At 73.4% G+C, this 26,122-nt stretch carries 22 protein-coding genes; 17 read left to right on the top strand and 5 right to left on the bottom strand.

Features of this window, described 5'->3' with window-relative positions; all coding sequences use genetic code 11:
• Positions 1-57: 57 nt before the first annotated feature.
• The 3 genes from ACE1OC_RS28780 (at position 58) to ACE1OC_RS28770 (ending at position 2,290) form a co-directional block, all read left to right on the top strand.
• Positions 58-690, top strand: coding sequence for a TetR/AcrR family transcriptional regulator C-terminal domain-containing protein (locus tag ACE1OC_RS28780; protein ID WP_407839454.1), 633 nt, complete (start codon positions 58-60; stop codon positions 688-690).
• Positions 691-760: 70 nt separating this feature from the next.
• Positions 761-1,432 (top strand): hypothetical protein, encoded by a 672-nt coding sequence (locus tag ACE1OC_RS28775; RefSeq protein ID WP_407839453.1) that lies wholly within the window; start codon positions 761-763, stop codon positions 1,430-1,432.
• Between the two features lie 117 nt (positions 1,433-1,549).
• Positions 1,550-2,290, top strand: coding sequence for a PP2C family protein-serine/threonine phosphatase (locus ACE1OC_RS28770; RefSeq protein ID WP_407839452.1), 741 nt, complete (start codon positions 1,550-1,552; stop codon positions 2,288-2,290).
• 6 nt (positions 2,291-2,296) lie between these two features.
• Here ACE1OC_RS28770 and ACE1OC_RS28765 read toward each other — a convergent pair whose 3' ends face one another.
• Positions 2,297-2,707: a winged helix-turn-helix transcriptional regulator gene (locus ACE1OC_RS28765; protein WP_407839451.1), complete on the bottom strand. Its 411-nt coding sequence runs from the start codon at positions 2,705-2,707 to the stop codon at positions 2,297-2,299.
• A 113-nt stretch (positions 2,708-2,820) separates the two neighbouring features.
• Between ACE1OC_RS28765 and ACE1OC_RS28760 the strand changes: the two genes are divergently transcribed.
• The 3 genes from ACE1OC_RS28760 to ACE1OC_RS28750 all read left to right on the top strand — a co-directional run bounded on the left by ACE1OC_RS28760 (position 2,821) and on the right by ACE1OC_RS28750 (position 6,258).
• The gene (locus ACE1OC_RS28760) at positions 2,821-3,696 is read left to right on the top strand and encodes an SDR family oxidoreductase (RefSeq protein ID WP_407839450.1); all 876 of its coding nucleotides are present in this window, start codon (positions 2,821-2,823) and stop codon (positions 3,694-3,696) included.
• 217 nt (positions 3,697-3,913) lie between these two features.
• Positions 3,914-5,584, top strand: a complete 1,671-nt coding sequence (gene abc-f / locus ACE1OC_RS28755; protein ID WP_407839449.1) for a ribosomal protection-like ABC-F family protein — start codon at positions 3,914-3,916, stop codon at positions 5,582-5,584.
• 260 nt (positions 5,585-5,844) lie between these two features.
• Positions 5,845-6,258: a hypothetical protein gene (locus ACE1OC_RS28750; RefSeq protein ID WP_407839448.1), complete on the top strand. Its 414-nt coding sequence runs from the start codon at positions 5,845-5,847 to the stop codon at positions 6,256-6,258.
• 55 nt (positions 6,259-6,313) lie between these two features.
• Here ACE1OC_RS28750 and ACE1OC_RS28745 read toward each other — a convergent pair whose 3' ends face one another.
• A complete protein-coding gene (locus tag ACE1OC_RS28745; protein WP_407839447.1) occupies positions 6,314-9,301 on the bottom strand; it encodes a bifunctional [glutamine synthetase] adenylyltransferase/[glutamine synthetase]-adenylyl-L-tyrosine phosphorylase in 2,988 nt (995 codons plus the stop codon).
• Between the two features lie 240 nt (positions 9,302-9,541).
• Here ACE1OC_RS28745 and ACE1OC_RS28740 point away from each other — a divergent pair, with 240 nt between their 5' ends.
• From ACE1OC_RS28740 to ACE1OC_RS28730, 3 genes are all read left to right on the top strand, one after another.
• Positions 9,542-11,869, top strand: a complete 2,328-nt coding sequence (locus ACE1OC_RS28740) for a PIG-L family deacetylase (RefSeq protein ID WP_407839446.1) — start codon at positions 9,542-9,544, stop codon at positions 11,867-11,869.
• A 265-nt stretch (positions 11,870-12,134) separates the two neighbouring features.
• The gene (locus ACE1OC_RS28735) at positions 12,135-14,228 is read left to right on the top strand and encodes a PIG-L family deacetylase (protein WP_407839445.1); all 2,094 of its coding nucleotides are present in this window, start codon (positions 12,135-12,137) and stop codon (positions 14,226-14,228) included.
• A gap of 63 nt (positions 14,229-14,291) precedes the next feature.
• Positions 14,292-14,597 carry an antibiotic biosynthesis monooxygenase family protein gene (locus ACE1OC_RS28730; RefSeq protein WP_407839444.1) on the top strand — a complete coding sequence of 102 codons (306 nt, stop codon included), beginning with the start codon at positions 14,292-14,294 and terminating at the stop codon, positions 14,595-14,597.
• A gap of 89 nt (positions 14,598-14,686) precedes the next feature.
• Here ACE1OC_RS28730 and glnA read toward each other — a convergent pair whose 3' ends face one another.
• Entirely contained in the window at positions 14,687-16,048 is a 1,362-nt protein-coding gene (gene glnA, locus ACE1OC_RS28725) for a type I glutamate--ammonia ligase (protein ID WP_243329674.1), read from the bottom strand.
• 241 nt (positions 16,049-16,289) lie between these two features.
• On the opposite strand from glnA, the gene ACE1OC_RS28720 reads away from it, so the two are divergent.
• The 4 genes from ACE1OC_RS28720 to ACE1OC_RS28705 all read left to right on the top strand — a co-directional run bounded on the left by ACE1OC_RS28720 (position 16,290) and on the right by ACE1OC_RS28705 (position 18,849).
• Positions 16,290-16,622 carry a hypothetical protein gene (locus ACE1OC_RS28720; RefSeq protein WP_407839443.1) on the top strand — a complete coding sequence of 111 codons (333 nt, stop codon included), beginning with the start codon at positions 16,290-16,292 and terminating at the stop codon, positions 16,620-16,622.
• 73 nt (positions 16,623-16,695) lie between these two features.
• On the top strand, positions 16,696-17,349 hold the full coding sequence (locus ACE1OC_RS28715) for a DUF3105 domain-containing protein (protein WP_407839442.1): 654 nt from the start codon (positions 16,696-16,698) through the stop codon (positions 17,347-17,349).
• A complete protein-coding gene (locus ACE1OC_RS28710) occupies positions 17,346-18,053 on the top strand; it encodes a DUF305 domain-containing protein (RefSeq protein ID WP_407839441.1) in 708 nt (235 codons plus the stop codon). The genes ACE1OC_RS28715 and ACE1OC_RS28710 overlap by 4 nt, the downstream gene beginning before the upstream one ends.
• A gap of 376 nt (positions 18,054-18,429) precedes the next feature.
• Positions 18,430-18,849, top strand: coding sequence for a CBS domain-containing protein (locus ACE1OC_RS28705; RefSeq protein ID WP_250743640.1), 420 nt, complete (start codon positions 18,430-18,432; stop codon positions 18,847-18,849).
• On the opposite strand, the gene ACE1OC_RS28700 is transcribed toward ACE1OC_RS28705, so the two are convergent.
• Positions 18,846-19,775 (bottom strand): alpha/beta fold hydrolase, encoded by a 930-nt coding sequence (locus tag ACE1OC_RS28700; protein ID WP_407839440.1) that lies wholly within the window; start codon positions 19,773-19,775, stop codon positions 18,846-18,848. The genes ACE1OC_RS28705 and ACE1OC_RS28700 overlap by 4 nt on opposite strands.
• Positions 19,772-20,518, bottom strand: a complete 747-nt coding sequence (locus ACE1OC_RS28695) for a DUF998 domain-containing protein (RefSeq protein ID WP_407839439.1) — start codon at positions 20,516-20,518, stop codon at positions 19,772-19,774. Before ACE1OC_RS28695 ends, ACE1OC_RS28700 begins: the two co-directional genes overlap by 4 nt.
• Positions 20,519-20,590: 72 nt before the next feature.
• On the opposite strand from ACE1OC_RS28695, the gene ACE1OC_RS28690 reads away from it, so the two are divergent.
• The 4 genes from ACE1OC_RS28690 to ACE1OC_RS28675 all read left to right on the top strand — a co-directional run bounded on the left by ACE1OC_RS28690 (position 20,591) and on the right by ACE1OC_RS28675 (position 26,113).
• Entirely contained in the window at positions 20,591-21,067 is a 477-nt protein-coding gene (locus ACE1OC_RS28690) for a hypothetical protein (RefSeq protein ID WP_407839438.1), read from the top strand.
• 90 nt (positions 21,068-21,157) lie between these two features.
• The gene (locus ACE1OC_RS28685; protein ID WP_407839437.1) at positions 21,158-22,828 is read left to right on the top strand and encodes a multicopper oxidase family protein; all 1,671 of its coding nucleotides are present in this window, start codon (positions 21,158-21,160) and stop codon (positions 22,826-22,828) included.
• Positions 22,829-22,982: 154 nt separating this feature from the next.
• Complete coding sequence (locus ACE1OC_RS28680; protein WP_407839436.1) at positions 22,983-24,263, top strand: DUF4190 domain-containing protein; 1,281 nt, start codon at positions 22,983-22,985, stop codon at positions 24,261-24,263.
• Between the two features lie 95 nt (positions 24,264-24,358).
• Positions 24,359-26,113 (top strand): NAD+ synthase, encoded by a 1,755-nt coding sequence (locus ACE1OC_RS28675; RefSeq protein WP_407839435.1) that lies wholly within the window; start codon positions 24,359-24,361, stop codon positions 26,111-26,113.
• Positions 26,114-26,122 lie beyond the last annotated feature (9 nt).

Raw genomic sequence — 26,122 nt, 5'->3', positions numbered from 1 at the left:
CGGCAATGTAGCCTCCGGTTTTGGCGTACGGGAAGACCTGACGGCGGGAGAAATACGATGGCGCGGCCACGCACCCCACTGCTCGACCGGGAGCGGATCGGCAGTGCGGCACTGCAACTGCTCGCCGAACAGGGCGAGTTCAGCGTCCCGCAGATCGCCCGGGCGCTCGGGGTGCAGACCGGGTCGCTGTATCACCACGTGGACGGCCGGGCGGGGGTCATCGAGCTGATCCGCGAGCGGGTGTGCGCCGGGATCGACGGCGGCACGCTGTCCTCCCCGGAGCCCTGGGACCGGGCACTGGAGGCCTGGGCCCGGTCCTACCGGGCCGCCTTCGCCGCCTACCCGCGGGCCATCCCGCTACTGATGACCACCCCGGTACGGGCGCCCGCGGTGCTCGCGCAGTACGAACGGGCGGTCGCCCTCCTGCTGCGGGCCGGCTTCGCCACCGAGCAGGTGATGCCGCTGCTCACGGGCCTGGAGAACCTGGTCCTCGGCTCCGCCCTGGACCTCGCGGCCCCGGACGCGATGTGGGAGCCGACCCCGGGCACCCCGCTGCTCGCCCGGGCCCTGGCCGCCCAGGGCCCGGGGCGTGCGGAGGCCGCCTTCGAGGTGGGCCTGACGGCGTTCCTGGCGTACGCGCGGGGCCTGCGCGGCGGGGCGGGGGCGGCCGTGGAGACGGGCGGGGCTTGAGCAAGTACCCCCCGCCCAGGTGAGTACGAGTACTCACGCGCCGGGCCCGGCACGATCGGAGACTGGGCGCATGACCCGAACCCACGGCTCCACCAGCACCTTCACCCGCTCCTCGCGCCGGCCGCGGCTCACCCTGGCCCTGACGGCCCTCGCGGTGCTGGCACTCGGCGCCTGCGGCACCGCGAAGGCGACCGGCGGCGCCGAGCCGGCCTCGGCCGCAGCGGCGGCCGCTCCGGCCGCGCCCGCCGCGACCGCGAAGCCCATGGGAAGCCTGTCCTCTCCGGCCCTCGCGGAGATACAGGAGTACATCGCGCAGACGTGCCCGGCTCCGGGCACCCCCCAGGAAGGGCCGCCGAGTCCGCAGCCGGCGCCGCCCGGCGAGGAGGTTCCGGCCGGCACGGTCGAGCCGGCGATGCCCACGGCGGGCCCGATGGTGGAGTTGGACACCCGCGACTGGTGCGCGAGCAACCACCACGAGCAGCGCGTCTACGTGGCGATCCAGGAGCTGGCGGACCCCACCCCGGCCAAGGTCAGGGCGGCCCTGAACGGCCTCGGCTACCCCGACGAGCGCATCCACGACCTCAAGCAGTCCGGCGCGGCCACGCACTTCTTCCTCGACCTGCGCGAGAACGGCGGACGGCTCTGCCTGGAAGGTTCGGTGGGCGGCGGCGAGGAGGCCCTCCTGGACAAGTGCGTGGCCCCCGCGACCGGCCCCTTCACGGCCGGGGGGACGCAGCACTGACCACCGGAGCCGTACTGGCCTCCTGAGCCGCGGACACGCGCCGCTCGCCCGGCGGCGGGACAATGGTGGCAACCGGGAAGGGACGCGTCTGCGCTCGTGGAGAGGCGGGAGCTCGTGGTGGAGTACATAGCCGTGACCGCCCTGAGCCATGTCGGGCTGGTCCGCGAGCACAACGAGGACAGCCTGGTCATCGGGCCGTGGACGCTGTGCGGGACCACGACCCGGAGCCCCCAGACGCTGCTGTTCCCCCTCGGCAGACCGCTCGTCGTCGCGGTCGCCGACGGCCTCGGCGGGCAGCCGGCGGGCGAGGTCGCCAGCGAGCTGGTCGTACGGGAACTCGCGCTCCTCGGCCCGACCCTGGAAGGGGCCGAGGCGATCGAGGACGCGCTGAACCTCTGCAATCGCGCGGTGCACTCCGCCACCGAAGGCCGTCCGGAGCTGACCTCCATGGGGACCACGGTCGCCGGCACCCTGGTCCTGCCGGAGTCGCTGCTGTCGTTCAACGTCGGCGACAGCAAGGTGTACCGGGTGGCCGACGACGGGCTGCGCCAGGTCAGCGTGGACGACAGCCCACCGCTTCCGCCGGGGCAGCGCACCACCTCGGCCGTGACGCAGACCCTCGGCGGGAGCCGCGCCGAGCACGTCCTCACCCCGCACGTGGCGACCTTCCCGCTGTCCACGGGCGACCGGTACCTGGTGTGCACCGACGGGCTGACCGACCCGGTGCCCGACGAGGCCATCGACGAGGTGCTGCGGGTGCACGACGACGGCAAGGCCGCGTTCGAGCTGTGGAAGGCCGCCATCGAGGCCGGAGGACCCGACAACATCACGCTCGCGCTGGTGCGCATCGGGGCCTGAGGCCCGCTAGTTCGCGGCGGCCGCCGCCTGCCGCTTCGTCTCGTCGTAGGCCGCGCGGGCCTTCTCCACGTCGTCCATGCGCAGGCCCGTCCAGTGGGCGAGGGCCCGGACCCGCTCCGCGGCCTCGCGGCCCAGCGGGGTGAGCGAGTAGTCGACCCGGGGCGGGATGACGGGCTTGGCGTCGCGGTGCACGAAGCCGTCGCGCTCCAGCGTCTGGAGGGTCTGCGTCAGCATCTTCTCGCTGACCTTGGCGAGCGTTCCGATGTGCCGGCGCAGTTCGCTGAAGCGGTACGAGCGGTCGAGCAGGGCGTCCAGTACGAGGACGCCCCAGCGGCTGGTGACGTGCTCCAGGACGAGCCGGTGCGGGCACATGGCCTCGGCCTGGGTCCACTGCTCTCGCTTCTCACTTACTCCCATGCCCGTACCTTACTTCAAAGTGGGTACTGTCGTTTGGTTAGTGCCCGCCGTACGGTGAGTGCACAGCCCGGAAAACGGGAGCAAGACCCCAGCCCAGGAGTGAGTGAACCGCCATGAGCATCGTCGTCACCGGAGCCACCGGATCCCTCGGCCGTCTCGTCATCCACGAGCTGCTCGACCGCGGTGTCCCCGCCGCCGGGATCGCCGCCGTCGTCCGCGACAAGGAGAAGGCCGCCCCGCTCGCCGCCCGGGGCATCGAACTGCGCATCGCCGACTACAACGTGCCCGAGACGCTCGCCGGGGTCTTCCGGTCCGGCGACCGGGTCCTGATGATCTCCGGCAACGAGATCGGACAGCGGGTGCCCCAGCACTCCGCCGTGATCGACGCGGCGAAGGAGGCCGGGGTGGCGCAGTTCGCGTACACCGGCGTCCTGGGCGGCCCGGAGGCGGACTTCGACCTCGCCGCCGAGCACCGGGCGACCGAGGAGCTGATCCTCGCCTCGGGTCTGCCCCACACCTTCCTGCGCAACGGCTGGTACACCGAGAACTACACGGGCAACCTCGCGCCGGTTCTCGCGCACGGCGCGGTCCTCTCCAACGCGAACGAGGGCCGGGTGGCCTCGGCGGCACGCGCCGACTACGCGGCGGCCGCCGCGGCCGTGGTGACCGGGGAGGGCCACCTCGGCCGGGCGTACGAGCTGAGCGGCGACGTGGCGTGGTCCTTCGCGGAGTACGCGGCGGCGGTGGCGCAGGCCACCGGGCGGGAGATCGCGTACAACGCCGTGACCCCCGAGGCCCACCTCTCCGTCCTGACCGGTGCGGGGGTCCCCGCTCCGTTCGCCGAGATCCTGGTCGACGTGGACCTCGCCATCGAGCGCGGCCGCCTGGCCGGCACCTCCGGCGACCTGTCCCGCCTGATCGGCCGCCCCACGACGCCGATGGCGCTGACGGTCGCGGAGGCCGTGGCCTCGGCGGGCGGCGCTGCCTGAGGGCGGTCCGGGCGCCGCCGAAACTCGCGAGACGAAACGACTCGCCTCGCATTATTCTGAGCCCATGGGTTCGTACTCGTACTACTTCTTCCGCTGATCAGCGGCGCGGACGCGGCGTGAGGGGCATGGCCCCCGCGTCGCGCGTCCGCGCTGCCCGCATCCAGAAGGAGAACGCCGAAAACGCGGCAGAAGACCGAGTACCCCGAGGGGATCCTCCATGCGCTCGCGCGCCCATCACCCGTCCCAGTCCCAGTACCGGGCACAGTCCCAGCTGACGCTGTCCGGAGTCACCAAGGCCTACGGCGACCGGGTCGTGCTCGACCAGGTGTCGCTGACCGTACGGCCCGGCGAGAAGGCCGCCGTCATCGGCGAGAACGGCTCCGGCAAGTCCACCCTGCTCCGGCTGCTCGCCGGGGCCGAGCGGCCCGACGGCGGCGAGGTCACCGCCGTCTTCCCCGGCGGCGCCGGACACCTCGCCCAGACCCTCGGCCTCGCGCCCGGGCAGACCGTCCAGGACGCCGTCGACCTCGCCCTCGCCGACCTGCGGGAGCTGGCGGACCGGATCCGCGCCGCCGAGGCCGCCCTCGGCTCCGGCGGCGAACCCGATCCCGGCGCCCTCAACGCGTACGGCGAACTCCTGACCGCCTACGAGGAGCGCGGCGGCTACCAGGCCGACGCCCGCACCGACGCCGCGCTGCACGGGCTCGGCCTCGCCCACCTCACCCGGGACCGCACCATCGGCTCGCTCTCCGGAGGCCAGGCTTCCCGGCTCGCGCTCGCCTGCGTCCTGGCCGCCGCTCCCGAACTCCTGCTCCTGGACGAGCCCACCAACCACCTGGACCGGCGGGCCGTCGACTGGCTCGCGGAACGGCTGCGCGCCCACCGCGGCACGCTCGTCGTCGTCACCCACGACCGGGACTTCCTGGAACGGATAACCAGCACGGTCCTGGAGGTCGACCGGGACCTGCGCACGGTCGTTCGGTACGGGGACGGCTGGGCCGGATACCTGGCGGCGAAGGCCGCCGCGCGCGGCCGCTGGGCGCAGCGGCACGCGGAGTGGCGGGAGGACCTGGCCCGCACCGAAACCCTGGTGGCGGCCGCGGGCCAGCGGCTCGACCGCACCGGCAAGGACCCGGGCCAGGGCTTCGGCAAACACCGTCGCTCCTCCGAGGCCAAACTGTCCGGGCAGGTCAGGGCGGCCCGCCGGCACCTGGAACGCCTCCACGCAGAGCCGGTGGCGCCGCCGCCGGTACCACTGCGCTTCGGCGTCGGGATCGCGACTCCCGACACCACCCCCGAAGGACCGCTGCTCGAACTCACCGGGATCCGGGTCGGCGACCGGCTCCGGCTCCCCGCGCTGACCGTGCGGCCGGGGCAGCGGCTTCTGGTGTCGGGGCCGAACGGGGCCGGAAAGAGCACGCTGCTGCGGGTCCTGGCCGGCGACCTGACCCCGGACACGGGCACGGTGCGCCGCGCGGAGCACGTACGGCTCGGCTACCTGGCGCAGGAGTTGCCCCACTCCCCCGTCCGGCTCCCCCTGCTGTCCGCCTTCGCGGCGGGCCTGCCCGGACCGCCCGAGGAACACGCGGAGGAACTGCTGACGCTCGGACTGTTCCACGAGGAGGACCTGTCGGTGCCGGTCGCGGCCCTGTCCGCCGGGCAGCGACGACGCCTCGAACTGGCCCGCCTGGTGACCCGGCCCGCCGATGTCCTCGTCCTCGACGAACCGACCAACCACGTGTCGCTGGCGCTGGTCGAGGAGGTCGAGCAGGCGCTCGCCGGCTACCCGGGAGCGGTGGTCGCGGTCTCCCACGACCCCCGCTTCCGCGCCGCCTTCACGGGCGACCGGCTGGAGCTTCGGAACGGGGCGCCCCAGCAGACGGGTTGACCGGGTCGGCCCGCCGCGTACCGCACGAACCCGGCCCACGCGGCGGGCGCCACGGCGAGGTGGTCGCGGGCCCGCCGGCTTACCGGATCGGGGAGTTGCGGCCGCCCGGCCCGCCGCCGGCGCCGCCGACGCGGCCTGACCTCCAGGGTTCCGATTTCTACAAGACTCACCCCGGACCGGCTCCGCACACTGGCGACGGCCGCCGATCTTCTCGCGGCCCGACTACTCCCCACCAAACGACCGTTTGATCAAGGAGTCACATGCGTAAGTCACTTGCCGCTTCGATTTCCGCCGGCGTGATCGTCTTCGCCAGCCTGGCCACAGCCAGCCCCGCCTCCGCCAGTGCGAAGGTGTGCGGATGGGGCGGCGACCAGAGCCTGGGGTACTGGGAGGTCTGCTACTCGGTCTGGGGCGGCGGCCTGTACGTCGACTCGGTCGAAGGCAGCGCCCGGCGGACCGACGGCGGCCCCGCGCGGTCGATCCACTTCGAATACGTCAAGGCCGGCAACGTGCACTGGAAGAACAGCCAGCAGTACTGGAGCAACAACCAGACGGACTGGCAGAACGTCAAGGGCAACGTGTCGAAGGCGGGCGACTACTGCGCCAAGCTCTGGGTGGAGCGGAACGGCGGCCACTACTTCGCCGGCCAGGCCTGCGTGAACATCCACCTCTGATCCTTGCCCGACGGTTCCTCCCGGCCCCGGCGGGGGCCGGGAGGAACCGGACCGGCTACGACCCGTAGAACAGCTCGTCCACCACGCCCCGCGCGCGGCGGGTGATGCGGCGGTAGTCCTCCAGCATGTCGCCGACCGTGCCCTCCGCGTAGCCGAGGTAGCGGCCGACCGCCGCCAGTTCGCGGGCCTCCGAGGGGAAGGTGTCGCCCGCGCGGCCGCGGACCAGCATCACGGCGTTGCGGACCCGGGTGGCCAGCACCCAGGCCTCGTCGAGGATCTGCGCCTCCTCGGTCGGAATCAGACCGGCCGCGTGCGCGGCGGCCAGGGCCTCCCGGGTCCGGGTCGTGCGCAGGCCCGGTTCCGCCCAGGCGTGCCGCATCTGGATCAGCTGCACCGTCCACTCGACGTCGCTGAGGCCGCCGCGGCCGAGTTTGGTGTGCAGGGTCGGGTCGGCGCCCCTGGGCAGGCGTTCGGATTCCATCCGGGCCTTCAGGCGCCGGATCTCGCGGACGGCGTCCTCGCCGAGGCCTTCCATCGGGTAGCGCAGCGGGTCGATCAGGTCGATGAAGCGCTGACCGAGGTCGAGGTCGCCGGCCACCGGTTCGGCGCGCAGCAGGGCCTGGGACTCCCAGGTCAGGGACCAGCGGCGGTAGTAGGCGGCGTACGAGGGCAGGGTGCGGACCAGGGGGCCGGAGCGGCCTTCGGGGCGCAGGTCGGCGTCAATGAGCAGCGGCGGGTCGGCGGTGGGGAGTTGGAGGAGCCTGCGCATTTCGGAGACGACGTGCTGGGCGGCCTTGGCGGCTTCCTGTTCGTCGACTCCCTCGCGCGGCTCGTGGACGAACAGGACGTCGGCGTCGGAACCGTAGCCGAGCTCGTGGCCGCCGAACCGGCCGACGCCGATGACGGCGAAGCGGGTGGGCAGGGTGTCGCCCCAGTGGCCCTGCACGGCGGCGCGCAGGGCGCCGGCGACGGTGGCGGCGGTGAGTTCGGAGACGGCGCGGCCGACCCGGTCGACCAGGGCTCCGTGGTCCTCCTCGGCCGGGCTGTCCTCCGTACCGTAGGAGCCGATGATGTCGGCGGCGGTCGTACGGAACAGCTCGCGGCGGCGGACTCCGCGGGCGGCGGCCACCCCGGCTTCCGGGTTCTCGGCGCGGCCGACGGCGGCGAGGACCTCCTGCTCCAGTGCCTCGTGGGTACGAGGAACCAGGCCTTCGGGGTCGCCCAGCAGGGCCACCGCTTCGGGGGCGCGCATGAGGAGGTCGGGGGCGAGGCGTCCGGCGGAGAGCACCCGGGCGAGGTTCTCCGCGGCGGCGCCCTCGTCGCGCAGGAGGCGCAGGTACCAGGGGGTCTTGCCGAGGGCGTCGGACACCTTGCGGAAGTTCAGCAGGCCCGCGTCCGGATCGGCGGAGTCGGCGAACCAGCCGAGGAGCACGGGCAGCAGGGTGCGCTGGATGGCGGCGGCGCGGGTGACTCCGGAGGCGAGGGCTTCGAGGTGGCGCAGGGCCGCGGCCGGATCGGCGTACCCGAGGGCTTCGAGGCGCTGGCCGGCGGCGCGCGGGGAGAGCCGGGTCTCGCCGGGGGCGAGCTGGGCCACGGCGTCGAGGAGCGGCCGGTAGAAGATCTTCTCGTGCAGGCGGCGGACCACGGAGGCGTGCCGGCGCCAGGCCTTGTTGAGTTCGGCGACGGGTTCGGTGCGCAGGCCCAGCGAGCGGCCCAGGCGCCGCAGGTCGGCCTCGTCCTCGGGGACGAGGTGGGTGCGGCGCAGCCGGTAGAGCTGGATGCGGTGTTCCATGGCGCGCAGGAAGCGGTACGCGTCGTGCAGTTGGGCGGCGTCGGCGCGCCCGACGTAGCCGCCGGCGGCGAGGGCGGTGAGCGCGTCGAGGGTGGTGCCGGAGTGCAGGGTGGCGTCGGAGCGGCCGTGCACGAGCTGGAGGAGCTGGACGGCGAACTCGACGTCGCGCAGGCCGCCGGGGCCGAGCTTCAGCTCGCGTTCGACCTGCGCGGCGGGGATGTTGTCGACGACGCGGCGGCGCATCTTCTGAACGTCGGGGACGAAGTTCTCGCGCTCGGCGGCCTGCCAGACGAGGGGAGTTATGGCGTCGATGTACTCGGCGCCGAGCGCTTCGTCGCCCGCGACGGCGCGTGCCTTGAGGAGGGCCTGGAACTCCCAGGTCTTGGCCCAGCGCTGGTAGTAGGCGAGGTGGGAGGCGAGGGTGCGGACGAGCGGACCGTTTCTGCCCTCGGGACGGAGGTTGGCGTCGACGGGCCAGATGGTCCCTTCGACGGTGGTCTCGGAGCAGATCCGCATGAGGTGGGAGGCGAGGCGGGTGGCGGCCTGGATCGCCTTGCCCTCGTCCGCGCCGGGGGCCGCGTCGCCGACGAAGATGACGTCCACGTCGGAGACGTAGTTCAGCTCGTTGCCGCCGCACTTGCCCATGGCGATGACGGCGAGCCGGCAGACGGCCGCGTCCTCGGGGGCGGCGGCGCTCGCCATGCGCAGGGCCGCGCGGAGGGTGGCGGTGGCCAGGTCGGCGAGCTCGGCGGCGGTCTGGGCTACGTCTATGGTCCCGCAGACGTCGCGGGCGGCGATGGAGAGCAGGCAGCGGCGGTAGGCGACCCGCAGGGCGACGGGGTCGTGGGCACCGGCCAGGCCCTGCTCGAACTCGGGTAGCCCGGGGTGCAGATCGGCGGCCTCGTAGGTGACCAGGGCCTGCCAGTCGCGGGGGTGGCGGGTGAGGTGGTCGCCGAGGGCTTCGGAGGCGCCGAGCACGCCGAGGAGGCGGTCGCGGAGGGGTTTGGCACTGACGAGGGTGTCGAGGAGGACGGGCAGTTCCTCGGGGGTCTGCGCCTCGGCGATCCGGACCAGCCCGAGGAGGGCGAGGTCGGGATCGGCGGTGGCCCCGAGGGCGTCGAGGAGCACCGGATCGGTGCGTACGGCGGCCAACGCGTCGGTGTCGAGCAGCCGGGCGGCGGCCGAGGGGTCGGTGAACCCGCTGCGCAGCAGCCGGCTGAAGGTACTGCTCCTGCGTCCCGGGACTGTCATCCCGCCGCCTCCCGCGTACGTCGGCCTGCCCTTGCCTCTGCCCTGGCCGGGCGGTTGCGCGGGGTGTCGCTCGCCTTCGGCGGGTGTCGCCGTCGGCGGGGCCGCGCTTCCGCCCGGGGAGAGCCTAGCCGGAGCAGGCGTTCGACTCACCGCATGCCCGATGGGACTGTTTGTCAGATTTTTGGCAGACTTATCGCGCAATGGGGCCCGCTCCCCGCCGACCGGCCAGGAGGACCCCCCATGCCCGACCCCGAACTCCCGGCCGAGGGGCCCTTCGCCGCACATCCGGCCGGCCGGGCCGAAGGTCCCGCCGACGGTCCGGCAGGTGGTCCGGCCGGCGGTCCGGCCGGCGGTCCGGCCGAAGGTCCCGCCGGAAGGCCCGCCGACAGCCCGGCCGACAACCCCGCCCGCGCCGGTACCCGTACGCGGCGGGCCCGCGCGACGGCCCGCAGGCGGCGGGGGCGCGGGCGGGTCGTCAAGGCCGTCGGGTTCTGTGCGGCGGCCGCCGCCGGGGGGATGCTGCTGCTGCGGGGCAACGGGGCGCTCGACGCGCTCGGCCGCCCCGCCGCCACCGACGGCAAGGCGGTGGGCGCAGCCTCCGCCGCCTCCGCGACCGCCGACCCGGCGGCCCCCGCGGACCCCGGCCGGGTGCTCCAGATCGTGGCGCACCCCGACGACGACCTCTACTTCATGAACCCGGACCTGCGCTATTCCATAGCGGCGGGCCATCCCGTCACCTCGGTGTACCTCACCTCCGGCGAGGCCGACGGCATCAACGCGGGCGAAGCCCAGGTGGCCGCCACCCCGCCCGACAAGCCCGCCTACGCCGAGGCCCGCCAGAACGGCATCCGCTCCGCCTACGCGAAGATGGCCACCGGCGACCGGGACAGCCCCTGGCGGCGCACCGTCGTTCCGACCGCGGGCGGCGGCCACGCCGAGGTCGACGTCCTCGTGGCGAAGCCGCAGGTCAACCTCGTCTGGCTGCAGCTGCGCGAGGCCGGCAACGTCTGGGCGGACCGGCCCGACAGCCTGCACGGCCTCTGGGACGGCAAGGTCCCCCGGCTGGAGTCGATGCTCGCCTCCGGGTCCCCGGTCAGGCAGCAGTTCACGTACACGAAGGACCAGGTCGTACGGACCCTCGTCGGCTTCTTGAAGCAGTACGGGCCGACCACCGTCCGCTCCCAGGACCCGACGCCCGGCCGGTTCCCCGACACCAAGCACTACACGGACCACCAGGACCATTTCTACGGCGCCCGCTTCGTGCAGGTCGCGCTCGGCGCCTACGCGAAGGAGGTCAAGGACCGTCCGCACTTCTCCGTGCAGAACTACCTCGGCTACTTCAACGGCTCGCTCCCCAGCGCCCTGGACCCGGACGAGGCCAAGACCAAGCTGGACATCCTGGACACGTACGCGTGGACCGACCGGCAGAACCACTGCGGCAGCGCCGCCGGCTGCGGGGACCTGAAGGTCGCCGACCACCCCGCCGGCAACCACTGGACCTCCTCCATCAACTACGCCCGCGGCACCGCCACCTCCTGGCTGACCTCCGACAAGGAGCACGGCCTGTGGGCGTTCAAGGTGCTCGACGGGCAGCTCGCCCTCTGGCACCGCGACGGCCTGCTCGGTGCCTGGAGCGGCCCCCGACTGCTTCCCGGCGCCGACGGCACCGTCATGGACCAGGGCATCTCCACCGTGACGCTGGCCGACGGCCGGATCGCCGCCTTCGGCACCCGCACCTCCTTCGGCGCCAAGCCCGCCGACTACCGGCGCGAGGTCGTCTACACCGTGCAGCGGGCGCCCGGCTCGCAGGAGTTCGGGGAGTGGACGGTCCTCGGCACGCCGGAGACCGCCGACGAGAACTGGACCTCCGACATCAGCGCGCCCGCGGTGGCCGTCGACGGCTCCGGGCAGCTCGCGGTCTACGTGCGCGACGGTGCGTACACCCTGCGGGGGCGGGTGCAGTCGCCGACCGGCACCTGGGGACCGTGGGACCGGTACGGCGGCTCGGACCTGCACGGCAGCCCGGCCGCCGCGACCGACGCCGGCGGCCGGCGCGTCGTCCTGGCCGCGACCACCAAGACCGTGCTGGGCTGGGCCCAGCCGAAGGCCGGCGCACCGCTCGGCCCCGCCACCGCGACCGGGCTGCCGGCGCCCGCACTGCCGATCACGGCGCAGAGCCGGGAGGACGGCGTACGACTCTGGTTCCGCAAGCCGGATTCGGGCGCGGTCGGTACCGCATCGTTCACGGGCGACGGCGGGCTGAAGATGACCGGACTCACCGACATGGGCGGGCTGTCGGGCTTCGGCTCGGTGACGGCGAGCGGCCATCTGCTGGCCGGGCGGTCGGCGGGCGGGCAACTGGGCTCCGGCGTCGGCCGGGGCCGGCCGTGGGCACGGTCGCCGCTGATGTTCGTCGGGGCGCCCTCCTCGACGATGAACGGCAAGAGCACGGTGGACCTGGCGGTCATGGGGCTGGACGGGCGCCTGTACGTGACCTCGTCGGCGGACGACCCGAACGCGCACCTGGCTCCGTGGCAGCCGGCGGGACCGCCGAACGGCTCGCCCTGACCAGCGGGTAGAGGTCTGCCCGCGGTCTGCGAGCGGCCTGCGCGCATCCATCAACGCCCCCCACGGGGGCGTTTTTTGGTGAGCACGCGCACTGTGACGGCGGACACGTGCGAAACGCCCACAAGGGGCGCACTCAGACGGTCATTTCCACGCATCTGAAGTCATCGGCGAACAGGGTGAACCAACTTGCCCGGAATGAACTCTCACTGACTGACCGACAGCTTCACGCGGTTCTTCCTGCCGGAACGACCCCAAGGCGTAGCCGATGCCCGTATCCCGTCGACGTTTCCTCCTCGCGACCGTGGTCCCGATGCTGACCATCGGGGTCACCGGCGCGCTCGCCGTCGCCTCCGGCCAGCAGACCGCGGCCGAGGCCGTCCCGGGATCCGATTCCCCGGCCGTCCTCCCGGTGAGCGCCACCGCCGGATCGGTCGTCCAGATCGTCGCCCACCCGGACGACGACCTGTTCTTCATGAACCCGGACGTCAGCCGCTCCCTGCTGTCCGGCACCCCGCTCACCACCCTCTACCTCACCTCCGGCGAGGCCGACGGCCGCAACGAGGCCCACGGCGGCGCGGCCAAGGACCCGGAGCAGCCCGCCGACCGCGGGCACTACGCGGAAGCCCGGCAGAACGGCATACGCTCCGCGTACGCGCAGATGGCCACCGGCGACCGCACCAGCCCGTGGCGCCGTACGGTCATCCCCACCGCGGGCGGCGGGGACGCCGAGCTCGACGTCCTCATCGCGAAGCCCGAGGTCAACCTGGTGTGGCTGCAGATGCGCGAGGCCCGGGCCCCCGTCGCCGACACCCCGGACAGCCTGCGCGGGCTGTGGAACGGCCGGATACCGGCGCTCACCCCGCAGCTCACCGCGGGCACTCCGGTCGCGCAGCCGCCCACGTACACCAAGGACCAGGTGATAGCCGCGATAGCGGGGGTCCTGGAGCGGTACAAGCCGACGACGATACGCATGCAGGACCCGTCGCCGGGCCGGTACCTCGACTCCGGCCGGCTCACCGACCATCAGGACCACATGTACGCGGCGCGGTTCGCGCAGGCCGGGGCCGCCTCGTACGCCGCGCGGGTCCCGGTCGGGCAGCGGCCCCGCTTCACCGTGCAGAGCTACCTCGGCTACCACAACAGCACCCTGCCGCACACGCTGGACCCGCAGACGGCCGAGACGAAGATCGGCTTCCTGAAGACGTACGCGTGGCACGACAAGCAGAACTACTGCGGCTCGCGCTCCGGCTGCGGCGACCGCAAGGTGGCGGGCAGCCCGAGCGGCCGCAACTGGGCCCAGTCGCTGCGGTACGCGCGCGGCGACCACTCCTCCTGGCTGGTGCAGGGCACGACCGGCCGGCTGTACGCCTTCGGCGTCCTCGACGGCCAGATGGCCGTCTGGAACCGCGGGGCCGGTACCGGCCCCGGCGCCGCCTGGCAGGGCCCGGTGCTGCTGCCGGGCACCGGCATCGACCCCGGCGCGACCACCGCCCGCCTCCCCGACGGGCGCGTCGCCGTCCTCGCCACCCGAACCGTCTTCGGCGACCGGCCGGAGGAGTACCGGCGCGAGATCGTCTACGCCGCCCAGTCCGTGCCCGGCGGTCCGTTCGGGGCGTGGGTCTCCCTCGGCACCCCGGAGCCCGGCGACGAGCCCGGCACCTCCTCGATCAGCGCGCCCTCGGCCGTCTCCGACGCGGACGGGCGGCTGACGGTGTACGTCCGCGACTCCCGGCGCGCCCTGCTCGCCCGTACCCAGGAGCCCTCGGGCGCCTTCGGCGGCTGGCAGCACCTGGGGGGCGCCGACCTCCAGTCCGACCCGGTCGCGGCCACCGACTCCGCCGGGCGCCGCCACGTCTACGCCGCCACCACCCAGTCGGTCCTGGTCTGGATCCAGCCCGCCCCGGGCGCCCCGCTGGCCGGCCCCTTCCCGACCGGGCTCCCGGCCACCACCGTCCCCCTCACCGCCACCCCGGAGGCGGCGGGCATCCGCCTCTACTTCCGGCGCCCCGACTCGGGGGTCGTCCGCACCGCCCTGGTCACGGCGGCGGCCGACGCGACGAAGCCGACGGTCTCCAGCGTCACGGAGGCGGGCGGCCGGGCGGGCTACGGCGCGGTGGGCGTGGCGGGCCGCGTCATATCGGGCCGCGCCGACTCGGGCACCATCAGCACGACGGGCCTCGGCGGCCCCCCGGCGTGGACGGAGTCCCGCATGCTCTACGCGGGCGCCCCGGCCGGCATCCAGGAACCGGGCGGCGCCACGACCATCGCGGTCCTGGGCCTGGACGCCGAACTCCACGTCACCACGGCCACCCCCACCCCGACCCGCACCACGTGGCACCGAGCGGTGCCGCAGGCTTAGGCCGTCTCTTTCGGATCTTGCCGGGCCCGCGACGCCCGGCAGCCGCTGGCTAGGATGCGGCCCATGATCTTGGAGAGTGCGCTGCTCGACGTCCGGCCCGGCCTGGAGGACGAGTTCCTCGCCGCGTTCACACAAGCCAGACCACTGATCTCGGTACAGAAGGGCTTCCGCTCCCTGGAGCTCCGCCGGTGCCTGGACGAGGGACGCGGATCGCGCTTCCTCCTCCAGGTGTCCTGGGACACCCTGGCCGACCACACCGAGGGCTTCCGCCACTCGGCGGAGTACGCACAGTGGCGAGCCCTACTCCACCACTTCTACGCCCCGTTCCCCGAGGTCGAGCACTACGGCGACCCGCTCCTCACCGCGTAGACCGACGCCTGTGAAACGCATCAGGGCCGGTGGTCATCGACCACCGGCCCTGAGTGTCGGAAAACTCCGACAGTGCTGCTGACCTGTGCTTACAGCACCGGCATCATCTTGCGGAGTTCGAAGGCAGTGACCTCGCTCCGGTACTCCTCCCACTCCTGCTTCTTGTTGCGGAGGAAGAAGTCGAAGACGTGCTCGCCGAGGGTTTCGGCGACCAGTTCGCTGCGTTCCATCAGGGCGATGGCCTCGCCGAGGTTCTGCGGGAGGGGTTCGATGCCCATCGCGCGGCGTTCCGCGTCGGAGAGGGCCCAGACGTCGTCGTCGGCGCCGGCCGGGAGTTCGTAGCCCTCCTCGATGCCCTTGAGGCCCGCGGCCAGGAGGACGGCGTAGGTGAGGTACGGGTTGGCGCCCGAGTCGATCGAGCGGACCTCCACGCGGGAGGAGCCCGTCTTGCCCGGCTTGTACATCGGGACGCGGATCAGGGCCGAGCGGTTGTTGTGGCCCCAGCAGATGTACGAGGGGGCCTCGCCGCCGGAGCCGGCGGTGCGCGAGGAGCCGCCCCAGATGCGCTTGTAGGAGTTGACCCACTGGTTGGTCACGGCGGCGGTTTCCGCCGCGTGCTTGAGCAGGCCCGCGATGAAGGAGCGGCCGACCTTCGAGAGCTGGTACTCGGCGCCCGACTCGTAGAAGGCGTTGCGGTCGCCCTCGAAGAGGGAGAGGTGGGTGTGCATGCCCGAACCGGGGTACTCCGAGAAGGGCTTCGGCATGAAGGTGGCCTGGACGCCCTGCTCCAGGGCGACCTGCTTCATGACCAGGCGGAAGGTCATGATGTTGTCGGCCGTCGAGAGGGCGTCGGCGTAGCGCAGGTCGATCTCCTGCTGGCCGGGGGCGCCCTCGTGGTGGCTGAACTCGACCGAGATGCCCATGGATTCGAGCATCGTGATCGCCTGACGGCGGAAGTCCATGCCGACGTTCTGCGGGGTGTGGTCGAAATAGCCGGAGTTGTCGGCCGGGGTGGGCCGGGTGCCGTCCAGCGGCTTGTCCTTCAGCAGGAAGAACTCGATCTCCGGGTGGGTGTAGAAGGTGAAGCCCAGGTCGGAGGTCTTGTTCAGGATCCGCTTGAGGACGTAGCGCGGGTCCGCGTAGGAGGGCGAGCCGTCCGGCATCAGGATGTCGCAGAACATCCGCGCCGTTCCGGGGGCCTCCGCGCGCCACGGCAGTATCTGGAAGGTGCTCGGGTCCGGCTTGGCGATCATGTCGGACTCGTAGACCCGCGCGAACCCCTCGATCGCCGAGCCGTCGAACCCGATGCCCTCGTCAAAGGCCTGCTCCAGCTCCGCCGGCGCGACCGCGACGGACTTCAGGAAGCCCAGTACGTCGGTGAACCACAGGCGCACGAAGCGGATGTCGCGCTCCTCGAGCGTCCGGAGGACGAATTCCTGCTGCTTGTCCATAGCTTCATCCTCGCAGTTCAGGCGGCCTGTGCACCACTGCCGCGAGGGCATGGGCACAGTCGGGCCGCCCCAGTATCGCCAGCGGTGGTTTCCGCCAGATTACGCACCCCGGAAAGCCGGTGGCACCCCCGCACTGACCTTGGGCCGGTCATGAGCATTACCATCGGCGCCCATGGGGGGCCATGCGCATGACGAGCAGGGACGTCGGAGACGTCCGCTGCTTCGGCGTGCCGTCCTCCTGATGGCCTTCGGGGTGCTGGCGGGCACGGCGTTCCTGTGCCGGACGGCCTGGGACGGGGATCCGGCCGCCGCGGGGACGGTTCCGCGGGCCGGGCACGCCGCGCACGCTCCCGGCGCGCAGCGCGCCGTCTGCGTGGCGCCGTACGACCGGCCCGGCTGCTCCCCGCTCTCGCACGTTCTCCCCGGGCTGCTGCCCCCGGCGCCGCCCTCGGTCCTGGTGGCGGGCGCGGTGCCCGCGGCCGCCGTGCGTCCCGGGCCGGCGGCGGGGATCCGGCCTCCCTCGGCGCTCGCGCGCGGCCCCGACCTGTACGCCCTCCAGGTGCTGCGGACCTGACCGGTCCCGGCTCGACGGCGCTCAGGCAGCGCGTTCTCCACTCCACCCCCCTCAGCACGAAGGATTCAGGGCCATGGCCAGCAGGAAGTCCGAAACCAACAACTCCCGCCAGGCGCGGATAGCCGAGATGCGCCGCGCCGACCAGTCGCGCGACCGGCGCAACAAGGCCATCGCGATCACCGCGTCGGCCGCCATCGTCACCGGCCTCATCGGGTTCGGCGCGTGGGTGATGATCGACCAGCAGAACAAGAAGGAAGCCGACGAGGCCAGGCTCAAGGCGCCGGTCGCCGGCGAGCAGACCTGGGACGCGAAGAAGCTCGGCCGCAACCACGTCGAGACCCCGGTGAAGTACGAGATGAACCCGCCGGTCGGCGGGGACCACAACCCCCGCTGGATGAACTGCAACGGCGACGTCTACAAGAACCCGATCCCCGAGATCAACGCCGTCCACTCGCTGGAGCACGGCGCCGTCTGGGTGACGTACAACGAGAAGGCCGCCGCGGCCGACGTCGAGAAGCTCGCCGGCAAGGTGTCCAAGACCCCGTACACGCTGATGAGCCCCGTCAAGGAGCAGTCCGGCGCGATCATGCTCAGCGCGTGGGGCAAGCAGCTGACCGTGGACAGCGCGGACGACGCCCGGGTCGCGGCCTTCCTCACCAAGTACGTGCAGGGCACGCAGACCCCCGAGCCGGGCGCGGCCTGCACGAACGGGCTGGCCGACAAGTGACCCGTACGGCCGGCAAGGGTTCCGCGGCCCGTACGTACTGGGTCGCGGGCTCGGCCGTGGGCCTCGCGCTGCTCTTCGCGGTGGGGGCCACGGTCGCCACCGCGGGGGGAGCCGATTCCGCTCCCCCTTCCGCTACGCCCGGGCTCTACTCCGCCGACGCGGGCTTCGCCCGGGACATGGCGGTGCACCACCAGCAGGCGGTGGAGATGTCCTTCATCGTGCGCGACCGCACCAAGGACGAACCGGTGCGGATGCTCGCCTACGACATCGCCAACACCCAGGCCAACCAGCGCGGCATGCTGTTCGGCTGGCTGGACATGTGGGGCCTGCCGAAGGTGGTGGCCGACGAGCCGCCGATGTCCTGGATGGGGAGCGGCGGGGCCGGGCACGGCATGGAGGGCCATGCCATGGGCGGGGCCGGGGCCGTCACCAAGCCCGGCGCGCTGATGCCCGGCATGGCCACCAAGGAGGACCTGGCACGGCTCGGCTCCGCCGAAGGCCGGGACGCCGAGGTGCTCTACCTGCGGCTGATGACCGAGCACCACAAGGGCGGCGTCGCCATGGCCCAGGGCTGTGCCGACGCGTGCGGGAACCCGGCCGAGCGGGCGCTCGCCCAGGGCATGGTCGAGGCCCAGCAGTCGGAGCTCCAGCTGATGGCCGACATGCTGAAGCAGCGCGGAGCGGATCCGCTGGCCGCGGGGTAACCCGTAGCCGCGTGCGGCACCGTCGCCTGGGGCTCCGCCCCCGGACCCCCGCGCCTCAAACGCCGGCGGGGCTGGATTTTCCAGCCCGCCGGCGTTCACGTGCGGGCGACGTAGGCCGATCCAGCCTCGCCGGCGTTTGAGGCGCGGGGTCTGGGGCGGAGCCCCAGGGGGTCCGGGCACAGCCCGGGGAATGGGCGAAGGGCGGGTAGGGGACTTCGCCCCGCAGGGCTCCGCACCGCACAGCCGCGCCCTCACCCGTTCGGCCCCCATCTCACCCGTGTGGAGTCGCGGGGGCCGAACGGGCGAATGAGGATGAGGACGCCGAGGCCGGCGCACCCGCGCCCGGCCGCTACGGCGTGCTCAGGAGGTTTACGCGATGACCACCGCCGGAGAGATCATGCACCCCGGGGCCCAGTGGATCCCCGCCACCGAAACCCTGGACCGGGCCGCTCAGCTGATGAGCCGGCTCAACGTGGGCGCACTGCCCATCAGCGACTCCAACGAACGGCTCTGCGGCATCCTGACCGACCGCGACATCGTCATCGGCTGTGTGGCCAAGGGGCACGACCCGTCGAAGATCACGGCCGGCGACATGGCCCAGGGCACCCCGCGCTGGATCGACGCGGGCGCGGACGTCTCCGAGGTGCTGGAGGAGATGCAGAGCCACCAGATCCGCCGGCTCCCCGTCATCGACAACAAGCGGCTGGTCGGCATGATCAGCGAGGCCGACCTGGCCAAGCACCTGTCGGAGGAGCAGATAGCCGGCTGGGCCGAGAAGGTCTACGCCCGCCGCTAGAGCGCCCCCGGAGTCGACGGAGCCTCCGGTCCCACCGCGTACAGGACCGCCCGCGCCACTTGGTGCGGGCGGTCCAGCATGACCAGGTGTCCGGCCGGCTCCGCGACCACGAACCGGGCTCCCAGCGCGTCGGCCAGCGCCGCCTGGCGGGCCAGCCAGCGCAGGTCCGGGCGGCGCGCGCCGGGGTCGTGGCCGGCCAGGACGGTGGCGGGCGCGGTCAGCGGCAGCTCCGCGCGCAGCGCCAGCACCTCGGCGGCCGTGTCGGGGTAGGCGGCGTTCTCCAGCAGGGCCCCGCGCCAGAGCCGGCCGGTCCGGTAGCAGCGGCGTACGAGGTCCCGCGCGGCCGGGTCGTCCGCGCCGCCCGCGCGGGATGCCCGTACGGCCGTCCGCCGGGCCCAGGGGCCCAGCGCGGCGGGCAGCCCCGCGGCGGTCACGGCCCGGCCGAGCACCCGGGCGGCGCCGGTGCGCACCCTGGCGGGCAGGACCGTACGGGGCCGCTCCTCCACGCTGCCGTCGACCAGCACCACGGCGGCGGTGCGCTCCGGGTACAGCCGGGCGAAGGCTTCGGCGTGGAAGGCGGCGATGGAGTGCCCGGCCACGGTGACGCGCTCGGCGCCCAGACCGAGCGCGTCCAGCAGTCCGGCGATCCGGTGCGCCTCCCCGGCAGCGGACGGCGCCCGCACGGCGGGGGCGCTCAGCCCGTGCCCGGGACGGTCGAAGCGGATGACGGTACGGCCGGCGGCGACGAGCAGCTCCGCCACGGGATCCCAGTCGAACCAGGCCATGGCGAGCCCGGCGCTGAGGACGACCGGAGGGCCGGAGCCCTCCACGAGGACGTGCAGCGCGACCCCGTCGGCGGCGGGGCCTGCGGATCTTGCGGGTCCTGCGGGGAGGCGTACGAACCTCCCGGGTCCGCTTCTACTCATGTACGGCGTTCCCGGTGGACGGAGTACGCGAGCAGGCCCAGCCAGACGGCCACGAACAGCACCTGGAGCCGCTGCCCGGCGCCGAGCGCCCAGGTGCCGTGCCCGGCGGTGAACAGGGCGATGGAGACCAGGGTCCAGGCGGTGGCGAACAGTTCGAGCACGACGAGCACGGGCCCGAACCGCGCGAGCGGGGCGAGACGGCCGTAGCGGCGGGCGGCGAGCGTGAGGGCCACGATCCCGACGAGCGCTCCCGTCATGGCGAGACTGCTGCTGACGGCGTGCGCCTGATGGGTGGCGGGGACCAGCCCGGCGGTCTCCCGCGCCGCGCATTCGGGGTCCACGGTCGGCGTGCAGCTCAGCGGCAGCCAGGCGTCCGCCGCGGTGGCGGCGCCGAAGAGGGTGACCCCCGACCAGCCGGCGACGGACCAGAGGCGGCGGGCTTCGACGCGGCGTGCGAGGCGGACCAGGGCCAGGAGGCCGCCGAGGAGGACGAGGAGGCCGGCGGTGAAGTCGGTGGCCCGGAACAGGCCGCCGAGCGGCTGGTCCTGGGCCGCGAGCTCGCTGACGTACGTCTCGATGGGGTTGAGGCCCGTGGAGAGGACGACTTCGAGGACCCACGCGGTGTAGGCGGCGGCGCCGAGCCCGATGAGGAGGGCCACGGAGCGGGCGCCGGACCCGGCCGTCGGGGCGGGATCCGTCTCGACGGAGGGGCCGGTCACGGACTTCGGGTCTTTTATGGACATAGTGCTACTAATCCTAAACGCGGCCGGGCCCGGTCCTCCGATCGGATACCCACCCCGGGTAGGGTTCTTCCCATGACCCGCCCAGCCTCGCGCACGCAGCGACCAGCAGTCCGGTGGACCCGGCTGCTGCTGTTCGCCGCACTGCTGCTCGGCATCGCGGGCATGCACACGCTGGGCCATCCGACGCCGGCCCACGCCATGGAGGACGTACCGTCGGTCCGTTTCGTTCCCGGAGCCGGCCATGCGCCGTCCGGGGCGGCGCACGGCGGCCGACCGGTCGGGGCGATGCCGGACACGGCGGCCCCGGCCGCCACCGCCGTCGCCGCCGCTGTCGAGGCCCCGCGCCCGCAGCACACCGGCATGGATCCCATGTCCGTGTGTCTCGCCGTGCTCGGCGCCCTCACCCTGCTGGTCCTCGGAGCCGGACTGGCCGGCCCGCGCCGTGCCGCGCCGCTCGGGGGCGCGGCACGCGGGCCGGGCCGGTCCGGCGGTCCGGACCCGCCGCCACCCCGCGAACTCCTCACCCTGCTGGCGGTGCTGCGCGTATAGGCCGGGCTCCGTCGTCGCCCCCGCATGCCTCCGGGGCGGCGGCAGACGGTGCCCACCTGCCTGCCTCACACCATCACGAGGTGTTCCACCATGCGCTCTTCCGCTTCTCCCTCCCCGTCCCGCCCCTGGTCCTCCCCCTCCCGCCGCGCCGTCCTCGGCGCCGGCGCCGCCCTCGCCGGCTCCGGGCTGCTCGCCGCCTGCTCCGGCGGCTCCGGCATGGCCGGCATGGACCACGGCGCGGGCGCCACGGGCAAGGGGGCCTCCTCCCCCGCCCCCGGCGGCTACGTGGACCCGGCCGGCGCCGAGGTGCAGGCCGCCGAGGCCGCCCGCAAGGCCACCGGCCCGCTCACCGAGGTCCGGCTGACGGCCACCGCCACCCCGCTCGACCTCGGCGCCGGCCGCTCCGTCCGCTCGTGGGCGTACGGGGACAAGCTTCCCGGCCAGGAGGTCCGGGTCACCGCGGGCGGCACCCTCGCCCTGGCCCTGGCCAACAACCTCCCCGAAGCCACCTCCCTGCACTGGCACGGCCTGGCGCTGCGCAACGACATGGACGGGGTACCGGGGCTGACCCAGCGGGACATCGCGCCGGGCGGCTCGTTCACGTACAAGTTCGCCGTCCCGCACCCCGGGACGTACTGGTTCCACCCGCACTCCGGGGTCCAGCAGGACCGCGGGCTGTACGCGCCGCTGATCGTCGAGGACCCCAAGGAGCCGCTCTCCTACGACAAGGAGTGGGTGGTCGTGCTCGACGACTGGCTCGACGGGGTGGACGGCTCCACCCCCGACGCCGTGCTCGGCGAACTCCGCAAGGGCATGAACATGAGCCCGGGCGGCGGCGGCCACTCGGGCCACGGTTCCGGTTCCGGTTCCGGCTCCGGCTCCGGCTCCGCGGGCACGCCCGCGCCCGCCGCGAGCGGCGGCCCCTCCCGGGTCCTCATGGGCGGGGTCAGCGAGGTCCTCGGCAACGACCCGGGCGATGTCGCGTACCCGCACTACCTGGTCAACGGCCGCACCCCCGAGGACCCCTCGGTCTTCACCGCCCGCCCGGGCGACCGGATCCGGCTCCGGATCATCAACGCGGGCGGGGACACCGCCTTCCGGATCGCCCTGGGCGGCCACGAGTTCACGGTCACCCACACCGACGGCTTCCCCGTCGAGCACGCGGCCGCCCGCTCACTGCTGCTGGGCATGGGCGAGCGCTACGACGTCCTGGTGACGGCGGGCGACGGGGTGTTCCCACTGACCGCGCTCGCCGAGGGCAAGGGGGACGCGGCCTCGGCCCTCGCGGTGCTGCGCACCGGTGCGGGGGCGGCGCCGACCGCGGCGACCCGGCCCGCCGAGCTGTCCGGGCGGCCGCTGACGGCGGACGCCCTGAAGGCGGCGGAGCCGGTGGCCCTGGCCGCGCGCGAACCGGACCGCACGGTGCGGATCAAGCTGACCGGCGGGATGGCGGCGTACGACTGGGCCTTCGACGGCAAGCCGTACGCCCCTGACCAGCGGCACCCGGTGAAGGCGGGGGAACGGGTCCGGCTGGAGTTCGACAACTCCACGACGATGTGGCACCCGCTCCACCTGCACGGGCACACCTTCGCCCTCGGCGGCCGGCCGGGCGGGGCCCGCAAGGACACCGCGGTGGTCCTGCCGAACGGGAAGCTGACGGTGGACTTCGACGCCGACAATCCCGGTCTGTGGATGGTGCATTGCCACAACGTCTACCACGCGGAGGCCGGGATGATGACCGTGCTGGGCTACCTGCGCTAGGCCGGACCGGGCTGCCGACGCGCCGCGTTCCGCGCGCCGGCGGCCCGGCCGCGGGCGGCCGGAGGGGGCCGAAATGCCCGGCGGGGCGGCCGAATTCCATGACAGGCTGGTGATCGTCACGCGCCGATTGCGACCTGAAGGACTTCCCGCCGGTATGAGCACCCCGCCGAACCCGCCCAGCACCCCGTCCGGCCCGCCGACGGAGCCCGCGGGCACCCCCGCATCCGAGGCGGCTCCCATACCGGCACCCGCGCAGCCCCTGTCCCTCGACAAGGCTCCGGCCGTGACACCGCCTCAGTCCCTCACCCCGGCCCCGACGACCGACCCGGCCGATCCCGCGGACACCGTCCCCGCGAACGCCGAGCCCACGGACGCCGAGCCCACGGACGCCGTCCCCGCGAACGCCGTCCCCGCAGGCACCGCCCCGGCCGCCGCCGTCCCCGCGGACGCCGCCCCCGGTTCCTTCGCCCCGGTCACCCCCGCCCCGGCGGCCGCCGCCGCTCCCCCGGCGCCGGCGTGGGGAGCCCCGTACGGTGCCCCCGGCACCCCCGGCGCCCCCGCGCCCGGCAACCCCTGGGCGACGCCCCTCGGCGGCCCTGCCGGCGGTTACCCCGGCGGCCCGCAGGCGCCCGGTTTCCCGGCGCCCCCGCCCGCCTCGAACGGCCTGGCCGTCGCCGCCCTGCTCCTCGGGGTGTTCGGCATCTTCGTCGGCCTCGTCCCCTTCTTCTTCTGGGCCGGCGCCCTCCTCGCGGTGACCGGCGTCGGCATCGGCATCGCGGCCGTCCTCAAGTCCCGTCGCGGCGCCCCCCGCGCCACGCTGGCCGCGGTCGGCACCGCCCTGAGCGTCCTCGCCCTCGGCGCTTCCGTCGGCGGCTGGTTCATCACCGCGGCCGTCTTCGACAGGATCGACAGGAACGTCACCGCCAACCGCTCGGACGACGAGTACGACTACGGCTATGACGAGGACTACGAGTCCCGCGCTCCGAGCGCCCCCGCGAGCCCGACCCCCAAGCCCTCGCCCTCCGACGTCCCGGGCAAGACCTCGGCCCTGGCCTGGGGCAAGCCCTACACCTACGAGGACGGGGTCCAGGTCACCGTTACGGGCGCGACCCCGTACAAGCCGTCCTCGACGGCCTACCCGCCCGAGGCCCGCAACGGCAACGCGGTCAAGGTGACGGTGAAGATCGTCAACAACTCGGGGGCCGCGCTCGACGTCAGCCTGGCCCTGCCGCACGCCCGCGACGACCAGGGCACCGAGGCCGAGATGGCCTTCGACGGCTCCGTGCCGAAGATGTTCAAGGGCTCGGTCATGGCCGGCGAGTCGATGACCGGAACCTTCGCCTTCGTCGTGCCCGAGGGCACCAAGAGCCTGCACTTCGAGATCGCGCCCGGCACCAAGTACGACGACGCGATCTGGAGCGGTCCGATCGGCTGAACCGGCGGCTCCGGCGGCTCCGGAACCCCCTCCGGACACGGCGGCTCCGGCAACTCCCAGGACATCGCGTCAGAAAGACGATTAGACTGGGCCGCGTGCCTCAACTACGCCTCGCTCTGAATCAGATCGACTCGCAGGTCGGCAACATCGCCGCCAATGCCGACTCGGTCGTCCACTGGACCCGGCACTCCGCCGAACAGGGCGCCCACCTGGTGGCGTTTCCGGAGATGGTGCTGACCGGGTACCCCGTCGAGGACCTCGCCCTGCGCGGCTCCTTCGTCGAGGCCTCCCGTACGGCGCTGCTCGAACTCGCGCGGCGCCTGGCGGCCGAGGGCTTCGGAGACCTCCCGGTCGTCGTCGGCTACCTCGACCGTACGGAGAAGGCCGCGCCCCGGCTCGGCCGCCCGGCGGGGTCCCCGGAGAACGCGGCCGCCGTGCTGTACGGCGGGCAGGTCGTCCTGCGCTTCGGCAAGCACCACCTCCCCAACTACGGCGTCTTCGACGAGTTCCGGTACTTCGTGCCGGGCGACACCCAGCCGGTGATCCGGGTGCGGGGCGTGGACGTGGCCCTGGCCATCTGCGAAGACCTCTGGCAGGAGGGCGGCCGCGTCCCCGCCACCCGCTCCGCCGGGGCCGGGCTGCTGATCTCGATCAACGCGTCCCCGTACGAGCGCAACAAGGACGACCTCCGGCTGGAACTGGTGCGCAAGCGCGCCCAGGAGGCCGGCTGCACCCTCGCCTACCTGGCGATGATCGGCGGCCAGGACGAGCTCGTGTTCGACGGGGACTCGATCGTCGTCGACTCCGCCGGCGAGGTCATCGCGCGCGCCCCGCAGTTCTCCGAGGGCTGCGTCCTGGTCGACCTGGACCTGCCCGCGGCCTCGGACACCCCCGTCGAGGGCACCGTGGACGACGGCCTGCGCATCGACCGCGTGATCCTCACCGAGGAACCGGTGGAGCCGTACGAGCCGGTCGTGACGGGTGGCTACGCCGACCGGCTGGACGACGACGAGGAGATCTACGACGCGCTGGTCGTGGGTCTGCGCGCGTACGTGCGGAAGAACGGGTTCCGGTCGGTCCTGATCGGCCTCTCCGGGGGCATCGACTCCGCGCTCGTCGCCGCGATCGCCTGCGACGCGATCGGCGCGCAGAACGTGTACGGCGTCTCGATGCCGTCCAAGTACTCCTCGGAGCACTCCCGGGGCGACGCGGCCGAGCTGGCGGCACGAACCGGCCTGAACTTCCGGACCGTGTCGATCGAGCCGATGTTCGACGCCTACATGGGCGCGCTGGGCCTGTCCGGGCTCGCCGAGGAGAACCTCCAGTCCCGGCTGCGCGGCACCCTGCTGATGGCGCTCTCCAACCAGGAGGGCCACATCGTGCTGGCCCCGGGCAACAAGTCGGAGCTGGCCGTCGGCTACTCCACCCTGTACGGGGACTCGGTGGGCGCGTACGGCCCGATCAAGGACGTCTACAAGACGGACGTCTTCCGCCTCGCCGAGTACCGCAACCGGGCGGCGGCCGAGCGCGGCGAGACCCCGCCGATCCCGGAGAACTCCATCGTCAAGCCCCCGAGCGCCGAACTGCGCCCGGGCCAGGTGGACACGGACTCGCTGCCGGACTACCCCGTGCTCGACGGGATCCTGGAGCTGTACGTGGACCGCGACCAGGGTCTGGAGGCGGTCGTCGCGGCCGGCTACGACCGCGAGCTCGTCGCGAAGACCCTGCGGATGGTGGACACCGCCGAGTACAAGCGCCGGCAGTACCCGCCGGGCACGAAGATCTCCGCGAAGGGCTTCGGCAAGGACCGCCGGCTGCCCATCACGAACGGCTGGCGCGAGCAGGCGTAACGCCCGCGC

It is taken from the genome of Streptomyces stoeckheimensis (genome assembly GCF_045822005.1).
In the GTDB taxonomy this organism is placed as follows: Bacteria; Actinomycetota; Actinomycetes; order Streptomycetales; family Streptomycetaceae; genus Streptomyces; species Streptomyces stoeckheimensis.
This window is presented reverse-complemented; position numbering and strand designations above follow the sequence as displayed.